This is a genomic window from Mycobacterium sp. NGS56, from assembly GCF_059812425.1.
Map to the genome: position 1 here is coordinate 205,099 of NZ_JCALCQ010000003.1, position 13,247 is coordinate 218,345.

The 13,247-nt window shown below is 64.7% G+C and carries 15 protein-coding genes; 6 read left to right on the forward strand and 9 right to left on the reverse strand.

Translation table 11 applies throughout. From position 1 onward, the window contains the following. The first annotated feature begins 253 nt into the window (after nucleotides 1-253). Entirely contained in the window at nucleotides 254-1,015 is a 762-nt protein-coding gene (locus AC5Y4F_RS11130) for an SDR family NAD(P)-dependent oxidoreductase (RefSeq protein WP_067934191.1), read from the forward strand. A 30-nt stretch (nucleotides 1,016-1,045) separates the two neighbouring features. Here AC5Y4F_RS11130 and AC5Y4F_RS11135 read toward each other — a convergent pair whose 3' ends face one another. Beyond that, the gene (locus tag AC5Y4F_RS11135; RefSeq protein WP_067934190.1) at nucleotides 1,046-1,699 is read right to left on the reverse strand and encodes a biliverdin-producing heme oxygenase; all 654 of its coding nucleotides are present in this window, start codon (nucleotides 1,697-1,699) and stop codon (nucleotides 1,046-1,048) included. Between AC5Y4F_RS11135 and AC5Y4F_RS11140 the strand changes: the two genes are divergently transcribed. The 3 genes from AC5Y4F_RS11140 to AC5Y4F_RS11150 all read left to right on the forward strand — a co-directional run bounded on the left by AC5Y4F_RS11140 (nucleotide 1,602) and on the right by AC5Y4F_RS11150 (nucleotide 4,712). After that, complete coding sequence (locus AC5Y4F_RS11140) at nucleotides 1,602-1,898, forward strand: hypothetical protein (protein WP_197520559.1); 297 nt, start codon at nucleotides 1,602-1,604, stop codon at nucleotides 1,896-1,898. The two genes, AC5Y4F_RS11135 and AC5Y4F_RS11140, sit on opposite strands and share 98 nt — an antisense overlap. Next, entirely contained in the window at nucleotides 1,895-4,174 is a 2,280-nt protein-coding gene (locus tag AC5Y4F_RS11145) for a SpoIIE family protein phosphatase (RefSeq protein WP_197520553.1), read from the forward strand. The genes AC5Y4F_RS11140 and AC5Y4F_RS11145 overlap by 4 nt, the downstream gene beginning before the upstream one ends. A 94-nt stretch (nucleotides 4,175-4,268) precedes the next feature. Then, entirely contained in the window at nucleotides 4,269-4,712 is a 444-nt protein-coding gene (locus AC5Y4F_RS11150; protein WP_067934186.1) for a limonene-1,2-epoxide hydrolase family protein, read from the forward strand. 27 nt (nucleotides 4,713-4,739) lie between these two features. Here the strand turns inward: AC5Y4F_RS11150 and AC5Y4F_RS11155 are convergent, their stop codons facing one another. From AC5Y4F_RS11155 to AC5Y4F_RS11180, 6 genes are all read right to left on the reverse strand, one after another. Beyond that, complete coding sequence (locus AC5Y4F_RS11155) at nucleotides 4,740-5,282, reverse strand: FKBP-type peptidyl-prolyl cis-trans isomerase (RefSeq protein WP_369829699.1); 543 nt, start codon at nucleotides 5,280-5,282, stop codon at nucleotides 4,740-4,742. Nucleotides 5,283-5,420: 138 nt separating this feature from the next. After that, complete coding sequence (locus tag AC5Y4F_RS11160) at nucleotides 5,421-5,699, reverse strand: DUF732 domain-containing protein (RefSeq protein WP_499996689.1); 279 nt, start codon at nucleotides 5,697-5,699, stop codon at nucleotides 5,421-5,423. 178 nt (nucleotides 5,700-5,877) lie between these two features. Continuing rightward, the gene (locus AC5Y4F_RS11165; RefSeq protein ID WP_499996693.1) at nucleotides 5,878-7,041 is read right to left on the reverse strand and encodes a serine hydrolase domain-containing protein; all 1,164 of its coding nucleotides are present in this window, start codon (nucleotides 7,039-7,041) and stop codon (nucleotides 5,878-5,880) included. Beyond that, a complete protein-coding gene (locus AC5Y4F_RS11170) occupies nucleotides 7,038-8,501 on the reverse strand; it encodes a biotin carboxylase (protein WP_067934367.1) in 1,464 nt (487 codons plus the stop codon). The genes AC5Y4F_RS11165 and AC5Y4F_RS11170 overlap by 4 nt, the downstream gene beginning before the upstream one ends. A 238-nt stretch (nucleotides 8,502-8,739) precedes the next feature. Further along, nucleotides 8,740-9,216, reverse strand: coding sequence for an SRPBCC family protein (locus AC5Y4F_RS11175; protein ID WP_067934181.1), 477 nt, complete (start codon nucleotides 9,214-9,216; stop codon nucleotides 8,740-8,742). Further along, nucleotides 9,213-9,920: a DUF899 domain-containing protein gene (locus AC5Y4F_RS11180; protein WP_067934180.1), complete on the reverse strand. Its 708-nt coding sequence runs from the start codon at nucleotides 9,918-9,920 to the stop codon at nucleotides 9,213-9,215. The genes AC5Y4F_RS11175 and AC5Y4F_RS11180 overlap by 4 nt, the downstream gene beginning before the upstream one ends. 158 nt (nucleotides 9,921-10,078) lie before the next feature. Between AC5Y4F_RS11180 and AC5Y4F_RS11185 the strand changes: the two genes are divergently transcribed. Continuing rightward, nucleotides 10,079-10,387, forward strand: a complete 309-nt coding sequence (locus AC5Y4F_RS11185) for a hypothetical protein (protein ID WP_067934179.1) — start codon at nucleotides 10,079-10,081, stop codon at nucleotides 10,385-10,387. A gap of 846 nt (nucleotides 10,388-11,233) precedes the next feature. Here AC5Y4F_RS11185 and AC5Y4F_RS11190 read toward each other — a convergent pair. Both AC5Y4F_RS11190 and AC5Y4F_RS11195 read right to left on the reverse strand, forming a co-directional pair. Continuing rightward, a complete protein-coding gene (locus AC5Y4F_RS11190; RefSeq protein ID WP_067934177.1) occupies nucleotides 11,234-11,680 on the reverse strand; it encodes a hypothetical protein in 447 nt (148 codons plus the stop codon). Nucleotides 11,681-11,718: 38 nt separating this feature from the next. Further along, nucleotides 11,719-12,429 carry a cutinase family protein gene (locus tag AC5Y4F_RS11195; RefSeq protein ID WP_067934175.1) on the reverse strand — a complete coding sequence of 237 codons (711 nt, stop codon included), beginning with the start codon at nucleotides 12,427-12,429 and terminating at the stop codon, nucleotides 11,719-11,721. Nucleotides 12,430-12,577: 148 nt separating this feature from the next. Here AC5Y4F_RS11195 and AC5Y4F_RS11200 point away from each other — a divergent pair, with 148 nt between their 5' ends. After that, nucleotides 12,578-13,159, forward strand: a complete 582-nt coding sequence (locus tag AC5Y4F_RS11200; RefSeq protein ID WP_067934173.1) for a dihydrofolate reductase family protein — start codon at nucleotides 12,578-12,580, stop codon at nucleotides 13,157-13,159. The last annotated feature ends 88 nt before the right edge of the window (nucleotides 13,160-13,247 follow it).

Here is a 13,247-nt window from a genome sequence, read left to right on the forward strand (position 1 = left end):
CGCAAGTTATGCGCGGAATTGCCGAAGTGTTGGCGGCGGGCGGGTTTGATGCCGCGGTTGAGGCGGCCACGCGGGTGGCAGCGCATGATCGCTTGCAGCTCGGCCCCATCGAGTCGTGCTCATCAGAGGCAGATTCCCCAACGGATGCCTGATCTGACAGACGCGAAGCCGACCAAATGGTTTGGCGTGCAATTAAACTAATCGGGCTTGGATGAGCGGACACAGCGCGGCGCGCCGACCTCAGGAGAACTGAATGGGATTGCTCGACCATAAGATCGCGGTCATCACCGGCGCCAACTCGGGCATCGGGCTGGCCACCGCGCAGCGGTTTCTCGCCGAAGGCGTCGACCGGGTGTTCATCACCGGTCGACGCAGGCCCGAACTCGATGACGCGGCAACGCAATTAGGGCCGCGCGCCGCAGCCGTAGGTGGCGACGTCGGAGTGCCGGGTGATCTCGATCGGCTGTACTCGGAGGTCGCGGCTGCGGGCAAGGGCCTCGACATCGTGATGGCCAACGCCGGATCGACGAGGGTGGCGCGGCTGGGTCAGATCACCGACGAGGACCTCGACGCGCTGCTGACCACCAACGTCAAGGGAGTCGTCCACACCGTGCAGAAAGCGCTGCCGCTGCTCAACGATGGCGCCTCGATTATCCTCACCGGCTCCACCACCGCCGACCGTGGACGCCAGGGACTGAGTATCTACGCCGCCACCAAGGCGGCCGTCCGATCATTGGCCCGCGCCTGGGCCAACGAGCTCGCCGACCGCAACATCCGGGTCAACGTCCTCGTGGCCGGTTCCACGGCCACTCCCGGAAGCGACACGCTGGCAGCGCAAACCGATCCCCAAGCGTCGATCGAAGAGTTCCGCGCCGGTCGCATCGCCACGATCCCGCTGGGCCGCTTCGCCGACCCGATCGAGATCGCCAATGCCGCAGTATTTTTGGCCAGTGATCTGTCCAGCTTCACCACCGGATCCACGGTGACCGCCGACGGCGGATTCAACCAAGTCTGACACGTCCGTTGGGGGCCTCGCGGGCGTGGTTCAGCGCTGACGGTCCACAAGGTCGTCGGCCAATTCATCGAAGAGGGCCTGGTTGAGGCCGAAGGCGAATTTCACCTCGCAGACGATGCGATCGATCTCCACGGCGTCGGCGCTCAGGGCGTCGAGGCGAGCCCGGTACGCGTCCTTGTACGGTTTGGGCCGCACGGGGAATTCGTAGAAGGAAAGGCCGACACCGCGCAGGGCAAACGTGCGGTCCAGGATTTTGCCGATGCCCCGCCCTCCGGACAGGTCGCCGAGATAACGGGTGTAGTGGTGGGCCACCAGCGCGCCGCCCCACGTGGAAGCGCGCAGCCGCTCGGCATAGGCCGCCGCGGCGGGGGAGTCGACTTCCCGTTCGGCACCCCGGGGCTGCCAGTATTCGAGGTCGGCGTCGATAGCCGTCAGTCGCTCCAACGCGGGGTCATACACAGCGGCGACCATGGCATCGTCACGGCGCGCCCGCACGGCTTCCTCCAGGGCGGCGTACACGATCCGCAACCGCAGCAAGTAGGCGGCGTAGCCCGCCGCGCCAATCCGGCCGGCGAGCAGTTCGGACATGAATGGGCTCTGCTCGGCGGCATCGTGTTCGGCCGCCGAGCCCTCTTTCATCGCGACCGACAGACGGCGGCTTGTTGGAACGGCGATCGAGCGCATGACCTGCTCACATTACATTGATGATCGCGGCGGGCGGTTGCTGCAGCGGATGCAGGCAGAGCCGAAAGCCCGAGTGTTGCTGTCGGGAGAAATTATTGTGAGCGCGCGGGCCACAGTGCCGGCCAACGGGGCGACACGCATTGATAGCTTGGAGGTCTGGCTGCTAACCCTCACCAATCCGATGAAGCCGCTCGCGTGACCAGCGACGAGCGGCTCGTTCGCCCATCGGTGCCCACGCATCAGCCGATCGACGATCTCGTGCCGGTAGGCACCCCCATCGACCTGGACAACTGTGCGCGTGAGCCGATCCACATCCCCGGCAGCATCCAGCCGCGTGGTGTGCTCGCGGTGGTACGCGAGCCCGCGTTCGAGGTGCGTCAGGTCAGCGCCAACGTCACCGACCTGCTCGGGCGTCCCGTGGAGGCCGTCCTGGGCCGGCATCTGTCCGCACTCATCGGTTCCGAGCAGGCCGCCCGCGTCGAGCAGGCCGCTGCGACCTTCGGCAGTCTGCGCCAGAACAACCCTTTCGAGTTCACCATCGAGGTCGCCGGCGAGTCGCGCGCCTTCGACGCGATCCTGCACCGTGAGCCGGGCGGCGTCGTGTTGGTCGAGCTCGAGATCGCTTATGGGGTACGGCCGTTCTCATTTCCGAACACCTATCAGGCGGTCCGCGGTGCGGTGGAGGAATTGAACCGGGCGGCCACGCTGACCGAGCTGTATGCCACCGCCGCGCGCGCCGTCCGGGACCTGACCGGCTTCGACCGGGTGATGGTGTACCGCTACGACGAGGAATACAACGGCGAGGTCGTTGCCGAGTCCAAGCGCGACGACCTCAACTCCTTCCTCGGCCTGCACTACCCCTCGACCGACATCCCGGCCCAGGCGCGCGCGCTGTACGAGAAGAATTGGATTCGGCTGATTTCCGACGTCGACTACACGCCAGCACCGCTGATCCCGAGCATCGACCCGGTGAGCACTACGCCGCTGGACCTGACGTATGCCACGCTGCGCAGCGTTTCGCCCATCCACATCGAGTACCTGCAGAACATGGGCGTGCACGCATCGATGTCGATCTCGTTGCTGCGGCAGGGACGGCTGTGGGGACTGATCGCCTGCCACCACTACGCCGGTCCACACCTGCCACCCTTCGGCACCCGGGCGGCGGCCGAGTTCCTCGGCGCGACCCTGTCGTTGCGACTGGTCGACCGATTCGAGGACGAACAACTGCATAAGCGGTTGGCCGCCCAGGCCATACTGGGCAAGCTCACCGCCGCCACGCTCGATGACGCCGAGCCGCTGTCGCAGGCGCTGCTCGGCGCGCCCGACCTGCTCGACCTCGTGCCCGCCGACGGCGTGGTCATCAACATCGGGGGCGACACCCGTCTACGCGGCTCGGTTCCGCCGCCGGAAGTCGTCTCCGCCGTCGCCGACTGGGCGCGTGACATGGACGACGACATCGCAAGCAGCGAGTGCCTGTCCCGGGCGTTGCCCGAGCTCGAGCTCGACCCGCAGCTAGCCGCCGGCGCGCTCGTGCTCAACCTGCCTGACGGGCAATTCGCCGTTTGGTTCCGGCGGGAGGTGCTGCGTTCGGTGGACTGGGGCGGCGACCCGTACAACAAGGCGATCGCCGTCAGTGAGGGCGACCACCTTCGGCTCAGTCCGCGCAAATCGTTCGACCGGTGGCGCGAGATCGTCCATCGACGCAGTGAACCGTGGTCGTCGAGCGAGATCGAATCCGCGGGGTTGTTGCGGCGCCACCTGGTCGAGTCGCTGTACCGCCGGACGCGCGGAGCATTGCGCTTGGCTGAGACGCTACAGCGCAGCCTGCTGCCCGAGTCGATCCCGGACCTCGAAAGCTGGGAGCTGTCAGCCCATTACGAGCCCGCCGCGGGGGACAATGTCGGCGGCGACTGGTATGACGCGTTCGAGCTCCGCGACGGCCGGCTGATCGTGTTGATCGGCGACGTCGCCGGGCATGGCATCGCCGCGGCCGGCACCATGGCGGCGCTACGCAACGCGCTGCGTGCTCAGTTGTTCGCCGGCGCCACACCGGCTGAAGCCCTGGAGCAGCTCAACGACTTCTGTGTGCACATGCTGCGCGGCGCGTTCGCCACCGTCATCGCAGCGCGGGTCGATCTTCGCTCAGGCCAGGTGGAGGCGGCCTCGGCGGGCCATTTGATGCCGTACCTGACGAACTCGACAGCGATCCCGGCACCGATCAAGCTGTCGCCGCCGATCGGCGTCAAGGGTGTCAGATATGTACCCAGCACCTTCAGTATCGAACCCGGGCACGGCATGGTCCTGTTCTCCGACGGCTTGGTGGAACGCCGGGGTGGGTCCATCGACGATGGACTCGATCTTCTGGCCGAAACCCTTGGTCAGGCAGGGGACTCGGCGGCGACCCGGATCTGGACGGTGATGGCATCGGACCATACCGACGACGACGTCACCATCATCACGTTGCGCCGTCCCTGAACCCTCGTTAAGCGATTCGTATATCAGCGCCGAATTCGGTCGCGGCCATCCACAGTCCGAAAGGTAGCGAACTGCAATCACCAAGGACGGCGAGATGGCGAAAAGTGTTGCGACCAAGAACGACAACGAAAAGCTCGTCGTCGATTTCATACATGCCGCTTACGGCCAGCGCATGGACATCGACGCCATGACCGCACTCATGGCCGACGACTTCGTCTGGCAACTCCACGTGCCGCTCTCCCCGGTGGTGCGCGGACGAGACGCCGCGAGAGCCGAACTCGAAAAGCACAACACCCTGTCGACGGGCATGATCGAGGGCAGTGAGATCCGCACGATCGTGTCCGACGACGACACCGTCGTCGTCGAGCGGGTCGACGTGAACGAGATGAACGGCGTCGCCGTAACGTTCTACGTCACAGCACTCTTCGAGGTCCGCGACGGTGCGATCACGCACTGGCGTGAATATTGGGACACCACTCACGTCGCTCGACAACTCGGGATAGACCCCACGCTCATGTTCGCCCCCTTGAGTGATTGACCTGGGGCACAGGCGATTTAGCGGGCGCTATCCCGTCGCGTTGAGGATCTTGATCGCAAAGACGAGCGAGTCGCCGGGCCGGATCCCGGCGCTGGGCTGACCTTCGGGGTAGCCATCCGCGGGGACCATCGCGACGGCAACCGTAGATCCGACTTTTTGCCCGGCGATGGCCTTCTGGAAGCCGGGCACAACTCCGGTAAGCCGAAAGTCGACCGGTTCGCCGCGCTGATAGCTGCTGTCGAAGATGGACCCGTCACGGCCGTTGACGCCCATGTAGCAGACGGAGACCCTGGCGGTGCTCGAGACCACCGGTCCTTCTCCGGCGTGCAGCGTGTGCACCTGGGTCTGGCTCACGCTGAACGGTGCGGTGATGTTCACCAGCGGAGCGGTCGTATCCGTTGACCCGGTGACCGCGACGCTGCCGGTGGTGCCGCTCAGAGTCCAGTCGGGTGTTCCGCCGTTCTGCGGTGCTGCGGTGGGGCATGAGCCGGCCGCGGTGGCCGTGCCCGCGCCGGCGAGCGTCAGGGCGGTGGTTGCGACCGAAGCCGCAAGCGCGAGGGAACAGTACATCCGGGACTCCACGGCCGACACGCTACAGCCAGTCCTGGCGTTGCCTACCGGTAGGCCTGCACCGAGTGGTGCAGTTGTGATCTGGTAGCGGACCGGAAAGTGCCGCCGCCGGCACCCGGTTTCCCGTGGCCCTGACAGTTAGGTGCAAAGGCTAGGGGCGTCGCACACGTTGCCGGGACAATAAATCGAGTGGGCGGCGTTCACGAGGCTTCCCACGTCTAGCAATGTCACGCCCTTCGTGTCCAAACGGGCGTGCAGGTCGTCGGCGATTTGTTGCGGCGTCCAACCCCAGTTGAGGTCGTAGCACACGTCGTGCGCCTCCGCGATCAGCGCCTCTTCCGTCTTTGGTGGCCATGTTAGGCCGACAGCGTGCAATTGCGCGAGGTACGCGTCAATCTTGGGGGGTCGCAGCCGCAATGCCGCGGCCGCTCACAACTGCGGCGGCAACCATTATCGGGGCAGTGATGGTGGCCAGCGGTCGGGGCGAGGACATTTGATTCCCTTCCAAACAAAGCAAGGCAGCATCACGATAGCCAGTGTTCATAAGAGCGGCCCGTCGAAATGCTCAGCGTGTGCCGGCGAGCTATCAAGTGATCTAAGCCAATTCGCGTGCCACCGCATCGAAAGCGCGCAACGTGTCAAGCATGTGCGGCTCGTGGGAGTTCATTTGGGTGGATAATTTGGCGGCGACCAGCTCCACGCTGCGATTGACGTAGATCATCTGACCGCACATGCCCTGGCACAGCACGACGTCATCGCCGGGATAAGGGAACCACATCTGGTTGCGATACATCCCGCCGGGCATTTCGTTGTCATCGGGGCTGGCGGCGAACGCCTGACGTGAGTCGGGCCCGCCGCCGAGGGTGTCCGCGATCCACGCCGCCGGCACCACTTGTTGGCCGGTCAATGAGACACCGTCGCGCAATAACAGGGAGCCGAATCGGAGCATGTCGGTGAGACAAGCACTGACGCCGCCGTTGAAAAACCCCGTGCCGCAAACGTCTACACCGATCGTGGCGTCGCATCGGGCCCCGATGCGGCTCCACAACAGTTGTGACATCAACTCGGGCATCCGTCGGCCGCCGGCGACCTCGCAGATCCAGCCCAGCACATCGGTTTCACACGAGCGATATTCGAACGGGCCACCGTGAGCGGACTTCTGCCGTAAGTTCAACAGGAACTCTTGCAGCGTGGCGGGAGCGCCCGGACTGCTCCTGGGCGCCCACCCCATCGCCTGATCGAGAAGATGTATCTCCGCGGCCGGATCTTCATAATTTTCCGAAAAGTCAATGCCAGATCTCATATCCAGCAGATGGCGCACCGTCGCACCTGCGTAGCCGCAGTTCGCCAGTGCGGGAACGTAATCCGTCACCGGCGCATCGAGCGCGATCGCGCCGACCCCATGCAACGCGCCGACGACGGTCGCCACCAGCGACTTGCTCACCGAAAACAGCAGATGGCGGGTTCGGGGCCCAAAACCGCCGAGGTACTCCTCGGCCACCATCGACCCCCGGTGGGCGATGGCCCAACCGTCGGTGGCGGTGGTAACCATCACCTCGCGAACGGTGGTAGCGATCTCGCCGGAGTTGACCAGAGGTATCTCGGCCAGGGGAGAAGTGGCTGGAGGCAACGCCGCAACCGGCCCGGTCCCGCGCGAGATCACGACCGTCGGCACCACGTCGTCGACGTGCTGGAATGACCAGTGCGCGTAGGGCGTCGAGAGCCAGTTGTCCAGGGACAGACCTGCCGGGGCGCTCACGCGCGCGCGACGAGCCGTGAGACGATCGGCGCGGCCGGCGTCAGGGGCGTTGAGGTGAACTTCGCCTTCATGCCCTTGACCCAGCGCTGGCAGCGCTCGCTGAGCTGATAATCGTCGGTTTGCAGGTGTGAGCGAGTAACCAGCACGCCGAGTTGCGCACCCTCGGAACGTAAGTCCCCAGGCGCCGCGACACGCATGTAAAAGGCCTCGGAGCCGTCGAGCAGCGTGGCCCAGTCGTTGGCGGTCCGCGAAAAGGACACCCGGCCGTCGTCGTCGATACGCCATACCCCGGTGCGTGGCGTCGCGGTGAACAGCTCGACGTCCGGCGAGGTCTCCGTGATGATCACTTGGCCCCAGACCTCGTCCTCGCCGTAGCCGCACTCCCAGCGCGAGTTGATCTCGTCGATGTCGAGCTCGTACTCCACGTCCATGTACTCGAGCAGGTGAAAAAGGAACAGCGGCATGTCGGCGTAGGCCTCGGTGGTCAGGTTCGTCATCGGGCTGGCGCCGCTCAGCCGCGGGTTCACCTCGCCCAGGTAGAGCTCGTTGGAGTCGAGGTCATGCAGAAGGTCCACCTCGAAGTAGCCGAGGTAACCCTCGCGGCGCATGACGTCGCCCAACTTTCCCACCATTTCTCGCGCGGCGTGGGTCTGGGCGGGCGGCAGCACCTCGCGCCAGATGTCATTGCCACACCAGCTGCCCCGGCTCGGCGTCAGCTCCGAATAACCGACCAGACTCGTCATCGCGGGGCCGACCACGGTGCCGTGGCGGGTCACGGCACCCTCGAGGCACACTTCCACGTTGCGGATGCGCTTCATCACTTTGACTTCTTGCTGCGAGGTCAGGTCACCGGCATACTCGTCCCAGTCGCGCTGACCGTGCACAAAGAACGTCCCGCTGCCGGCGTTGCCATAGGCGACCGAGATGACCAGGTCGTCTCCCAATCCGGCGCTTTCTGCGAGCGTCAGCAGTTCTTCATAAGAACCGGCCCGCCCGATCGCGTGTGGCACGCTCGGTATACCCGCCTCGTTGGCCAGGCGCGTCATCACGATTTTGGAGCCCAGGCGCTGGCGCAGCTCGATCGGCGGATGCATGACCTTGAGCCCTGCCGACCGCGCGAGGGCCTGAATTTCCTCGTTCAGCATCACAAAGCAGCACTTGCCACCTGGACCTTTACCCGCGATGAACTCGAGCGTCTCGGGATCGGACAGGAGGTGGCTGCACACTTCGTCCATGGACTCAAAATCACGGCGGTCGCGGCGCCGGGGAACGAACACGCGCGAATGGGTGCCCTCGAAAGAGTCAAAGTAGGTCAGGTAGAAGAAGTTTCGTATCCATCGATCGACCCCGAGCAGGTTGAACGGGGTCGGCGAGATGAAAAAGAGCGGCACCTTGTTGGTGTGAAAGAACGCGCGTATGTCTGAGAGGCCGCTCAGTGCGCGCCGCGGCTCGGTACCCATCAGTTCGGCCGCGGTGCTCTCGGGGCGCGATGCCGGCGAGCGGATTGAGCCACGGCGATGAAAAGACATACCTCCATTCGGCAATTGTGCGCTTTGTCCGCGCCCGTGTCGAAGGTGAAGAATCCGAAATGCCGAAAGGCGAGCGGCCAGTTCACCTTGGGTCAAGGACTGCGGCCGTCACTTATATCTGTGAGCCGCAAAGGATTTGATGGGTTGGTGGCTGGTTCGGAATGACTGGTCAGCTCGCGAGCGAGCGCTGCAGCTCGGCCAGCGACGCGACGAGGTAATCCTCGCCGAAGATAGGCATCTCGCCGACGCGGTCCCGAAACGTCTGCGGCGTGCCGCTCCAGTCGTACGTGAGGGTGACGTCGGTGCGATCACCTTTCGGGGCCAGGTCGTAGCGCCAGAACCAGCCGCCCGCGGAGTGGTTGCCCGCGTCGTCGAGCACTCCCGGCATCCAGCCGATGGTGCGATCCTGCTCGAACACATAAACCAGGTTGTGCGTGATGTAGTCGCCGCCCGCTTGAGTCAGGTACATGTTCATCGCGAAGGTCTGGCCCGCGCCGGTGATCGGAGCGGCCTCCACCGAGTCGCGGACCCAATCGGTTGGCTCGATGTTCCGGTGGCGGGATGGGTCGGCGAGGACGGCGAAAATCTCGGCCGGGGTGGCGGCGATGGTGCGGGTGACGACGTAGCGTTCGGCGTTGGCGCTCATGGGTTGACCTCACTCGTCGTTGGTCCGTAAGCCGCGGCGATACCGGGGGAGTCGAGCCACCCCGAGTAGGTGGACCGCGAGGGCCAGCCTTCTGGCGAATCGAGCCACTCCTCTTGGCGGCCCCACGGCAGGATGTCGATCAGCCCAAACGAGTGACTGAGTTGCTCGGTGCCCCGCCCGTTCGTATGCCAGGTGCGGTACACCGTCTCGCCGTCGCGCAGGAATACGTTGACCCCGAAACCACCGCCCGGCGGCGCGTCCATGTCGGTGGCGAACGTGCTCTGCGATGACGAATACCAGTCCATCCGATTGCCGACCTTATGTTTGTAGGCGAGGGCTTCCTCGATCGGTCCGTTGGTGACGATGACGAACCGGACATCGTAGTTGTCGAGGAATTCCAGTCGAGTGAATTGCGATGTGAATCCGGTGCAACCGCCGCACTGCCACTCCGCGCCGTCGGACCACATGTGGTGGTAGACGATCAGTTGCGATCGGCCGTCGAAGACGTCGGGCAGACGAATCGGACCGTCGGGCCCGACCAGGGTGTAATCGCCCAATTCGACCATCGGCAATCGCCGCCGCTGGGCGGCGATCGCATCCAATTCGCGGGTGGCGGCCTTCTCGCGTTTGCGCAGATCGTCTAGCGCGGCCCGCCAGGATTGCTGATCGACGACCGGTGGCAAGGCCGTGATTTGGGAGGACATGATTCCACCTTTGCTCTCGATTGGTCCGTTTGGAAGGTCTGACTGCTCGACCGCTCGAAACTAATCGGCATGGTGGTCATTGCCCGAACCCCGATTTGCTGTTGACCCCTATGGCCCGGCTCGGTTCGATTAATGAACAGTCACGACGGGAGGCTCTAATGAGGGCATTCATTCGCCACCTTGTCGTCATCGTCATGATGGCGTTCGCGTCGATGGCGACCGTGGCGATCACGACGCCGGCCGTGAGTAAGGCCGACTGCGATCCGGGGCAGTGGTGGGACCCGTCCGGCAAGGTCTGCCGACCGCTCGGGGTCGGTCCGCAACCGTTGGCATGCGACCCGGGCCAATGGTGGGATCCGACGGCCAATGTGTGCCGACCCCTCGGTGTCGGGCCGCAGCCCCTCGCTTGCGACAACGGTTGGTGGTGGGATCCTGGCGCAAACGAATGTCGTCCGCCCGCAGGCTGATACAAATACGGCTCTCGGTGCGGGGGAGACCCTTTCAGCGTGTGGCGCGTTCCACCAATTCCGTTGGGATGAAGGCCTTTCGCCGCCCGGCCGTTAGGTTATGGGGTTCCTGAACACATGAACGGAAACCCGCACCACGGCTTCTGCAATGCCTCCGGCGGCGGCGGGCCACCCTCCCAGATTCCGGGGGCCACGTTCCCATGCCCCCAGTAGACGCCGTACCAGGTGTGGCACTGACTCGCGTCCCAGTTGACGTCCGTCCCCGGACATCCGCGACCGGTCTGGGGGTGAAGCCCGCTCTTTTGATCCTCCGGGCAACAGGTGTATGGCCCGCTTGCGCCGGGGGGTACCGGCCCGTCTTCTGGTGCAAAGCCATGCGTCCAAGGCGTCGGGCCGGGCTGGGCTTCGGCGCTACCTACGGCGAACCACATTCCGGGCACGGCGAAGCCGCCCGACAACACCGCCGCGGCGACTACTCTCTTCAGCGTTCGGGTCGTATCCACAGCATTGTCCTTTCCGCTCTCGTATTTAACGCCGAAAGCATGCGCAATTTCGCGTTTTCACCTGGCTACCGATCCCAACATCGCATTCGGGGCAGCTATGTCGGTCCTAGCGGATGACCTCACACGACAAAGACATTCGCTTCTGGGTTTTTCCAGCGTGACCTGCGGCGCCCTCACACTGACTTAGTGTGCAGGCGCCACGCCGTCGTGCAGCCCGTGCGGAAACGTCTACGCCGCACCGTATCTCGACATATATCGCGGTCCGCCCACCGCCGATTCCCGCCGCCTGCAACGGCCTACGATCGACCCATTGACGGCGTCGCTGCGCCGTGCGCGTTGGCAACTAGCCCCAGTAGGCGAAGTTACATGTGGGCCGCGGTTCACTTTTCAACGCAACGACCTTGTCGCCATCCATGATGATCGTGCAAATGAGCGGGACGTCCCCGCCGTCGGCCGTGACCTGCGACTCCAGTTCGTTGTAGACAGAGTAATGCTTTTCCCAGGGCAGCGGAACGTTTGCCTCAGTCTGCTCAGGGCCTCCGTTGATCCGGTAACTGATCGTCACCGGGCCGCCGCCGCCACTGACCTTCATTACCGCCGTGCCGACTGGCTGACCGGTCGGCGCCACTGACGTCGGCCCCGACGGCCCTGCCGTAGTGATTTGGAAGGTGCCCGCACCGCTAGTGGCATGAGTCGCGTGTCCGGTGGTGCTTTTGCTGCATGCGGTCGCGGCAACGCCCGCCGCGACGACGCAGGTGATCACCCCGACGGCATAACGATCCGAACGCATGCGCAAAGCCTACGATGACCGGCACGCCGTGTGGCCCACTAAAGGCGCTGCGCAGCGAAATCCGCGCCCTGGTCGACCATGCCGTTCGCCGCGTACAAAGTGTGAGCGATCCCAGGCGGCCCCGGAGGTGCGCCGTCACAGATGTTGTCATCGGCGGCGCACAGCCGATCGGTCTTGCTCGCGTACAGGGGGCCGATCACAATGGGCGGCGCGCCGCCACCGCGGAGGAACTCATTGGAAGGCGTCCCGAAAAGCACCACGGCGGCAACGTGATCCGCGACCGCTCGCGGCAGCGGTTGAGGTACATAGGACGCGAACTCCTGCGGCACTTCCTTGGGCACGGAAGCCGAAGTGACGAAGCCGGCCACGGCGGCGCCTTGGGAATATCCGCCAAGCACCACTTTGGTGTTCGGGCAGTTCGACGCCGTGGACTCGATATGTGCGCCGGCGTCCCTGATGCCGTCCACAACGGTTCGGGCGAAAGCAAGGCCGCCGTTGAAGTCGCTACTCGCCTCGTAATTAACCGGATAGACGCCCACGGACTTGCCGCCGACCCGTGACCTGAGCGCATCGACGAACGCCTGCCCGGTACCGCCGACCCCAGGCGGCTCGGCGGTACCGCGGGCAAACACCACTTCGACGTTGGGACACGGCTCGGCGGTCGTCTTCGGCGCGTGGGCGCAGGTCAGCCCCGCGCCGGCCGTTACCGCCGCAGTAGCGAGAAACCAGATGGATCGTAGCGAACTCATGCCTGCGATTGCCCACACGCCATTCCGCCTAAACCAGGGCCTGCCTGGCGACAGCGGACCGAGACCACCTGAATTGACGCGATTAGTTTCCCCAGGGCGTCCAGTCTGTATCCCCAACACGCCATCACCGCACTCGAGGAGACCATCAATGACTGCCACCTATACCTTCGACGTCTTTTCCAGCCTCGACGGCTTCGCCGGCGTCAGCGGCGGCGATTGGGGCGGTTATTGGGGCAAGCAAGGCCCCGAACTGCTCGACCACCGCCTCGGCGTGTATGGCGGGAAGCAGCGAATGGTTCTCGGCGCCAACACATATCGGCTATTCGCAGAAATGCTGTCCGAGAGCTCCGAGGATTCCGACGTGCGCGACCCGTGGGTCACGCGGATGCGGCACCTGCCGGCGACGGTGGTGTCCACCACCCTGGATGGACCTCTGGACTGGCCTGACGCGACCGTCGTGAGCGGCGACGCCGTCGATGCCGTCGCCCGACTCAAGTCGGAGTCCGAGGTGCCATTGCGCTCGCACGGCAGCCTGTCGATGAACCGAGCGCTGATGGCCGTCGGCCTGGTCGACCGGGTCCAGGTGACGATCTTTCCCGTGATCACCGGTCAGACCGGAGATGCTCCGATCTTTCGGGGTGCGGCCGACTTCGACCTCGAGCTGATGGAAAGCCGGACGCTGGACGGCGATATCCAAGAGCTCATCTACCGGCCCACCCTGCACGGCTGAGCGTATCCGTGCACGCCAGCCAAGCGTATGTTGCGTCTCCGGCAAGTTCTGTCAAGGACGCACTGGCTGCGGGGCTGACGTCACATAT

Excerpts from the sequence above, each read along its gene's own strand:
- AC5Y4F_RS11185 (WP_067934179.1), top strand. The coding sequence starts at position 10,079 with ATGAGGGCATTCATTCGCCACCTTGTCGTCATCGTCATGATGGCGTTC.
- AC5Y4F_RS11195 (WP_067934175.1), bottom strand. The coding sequence starts at position 12,429 with ATGAGTTCGCTACGATCCATCTGGTTTCTCGCTACTGCGGCGGTAACG.
- AC5Y4F_RS11155 (WP_369829699.1), bottom strand. The coding sequence starts at position 5,282 with ATGTACTGTTCCCTCGCGCTTGCGGCTTCGGTCGCAACCACCGCCCTG.
- AC5Y4F_RS11150 (WP_067934186.1), top strand. The coding sequence starts at position 4,269 with ATGGCGAAAAGTGTTGCGACCAAGAACGACAACGAAAAGCTCGTCGTC.
- AC5Y4F_RS11180 (WP_067934180.1), bottom strand. The coding sequence starts at position 9,920 with ATGTCCTCCCAAATCACGGCCTTGCCACCGGTCGTCGATCAGCAATCC.
- AC5Y4F_RS11190 (WP_067934177.1), bottom strand. The coding sequence starts at position 11,680 with ATGCGTTCGGATCGTTATGCCGTCGGGGTGATCACCTGCGTCGTCGCG.
- AC5Y4F_RS11170 (WP_067934367.1), bottom strand. The coding sequence starts at position 8,501 with ATGGGTACCGAGCCGCGGCGCGCACTGAGCGGCCTCTCAGACATACGC.
- AC5Y4F_RS11200 (WP_067934173.1), top strand. The coding sequence starts at position 12,578 with ATGACTGCCACCTATACCTTCGACGTCTTTTCCAGCCTCGACGGCTTC.
- AC5Y4F_RS11140 (WP_197520559.1), top strand. The coding sequence starts at position 1,602 with ATGAATGGGCTCTGCTCGGCGGCATCGTGTTCGGCCGCCGAGCCCTCT.
- AC5Y4F_RS11175 (WP_067934181.1), bottom strand. The coding sequence starts at position 9,216 with ATGAGCGCCAACGCCGAACGCTACGTCGTCACCCGCACCATCGCCGCC.
- AC5Y4F_RS11130 (WP_067934191.1), top strand. The coding sequence starts at position 254 with ATGGGATTGCTCGACCATAAGATCGCGGTCATCACCGGCGCCAACTCG.
- AC5Y4F_RS11135 (WP_067934190.1), bottom strand. The coding sequence starts at position 1,699 with ATGCGCTCGATCGCCGTTCCAACAAGCCGCCGTCTGTCGGTCGCGATG.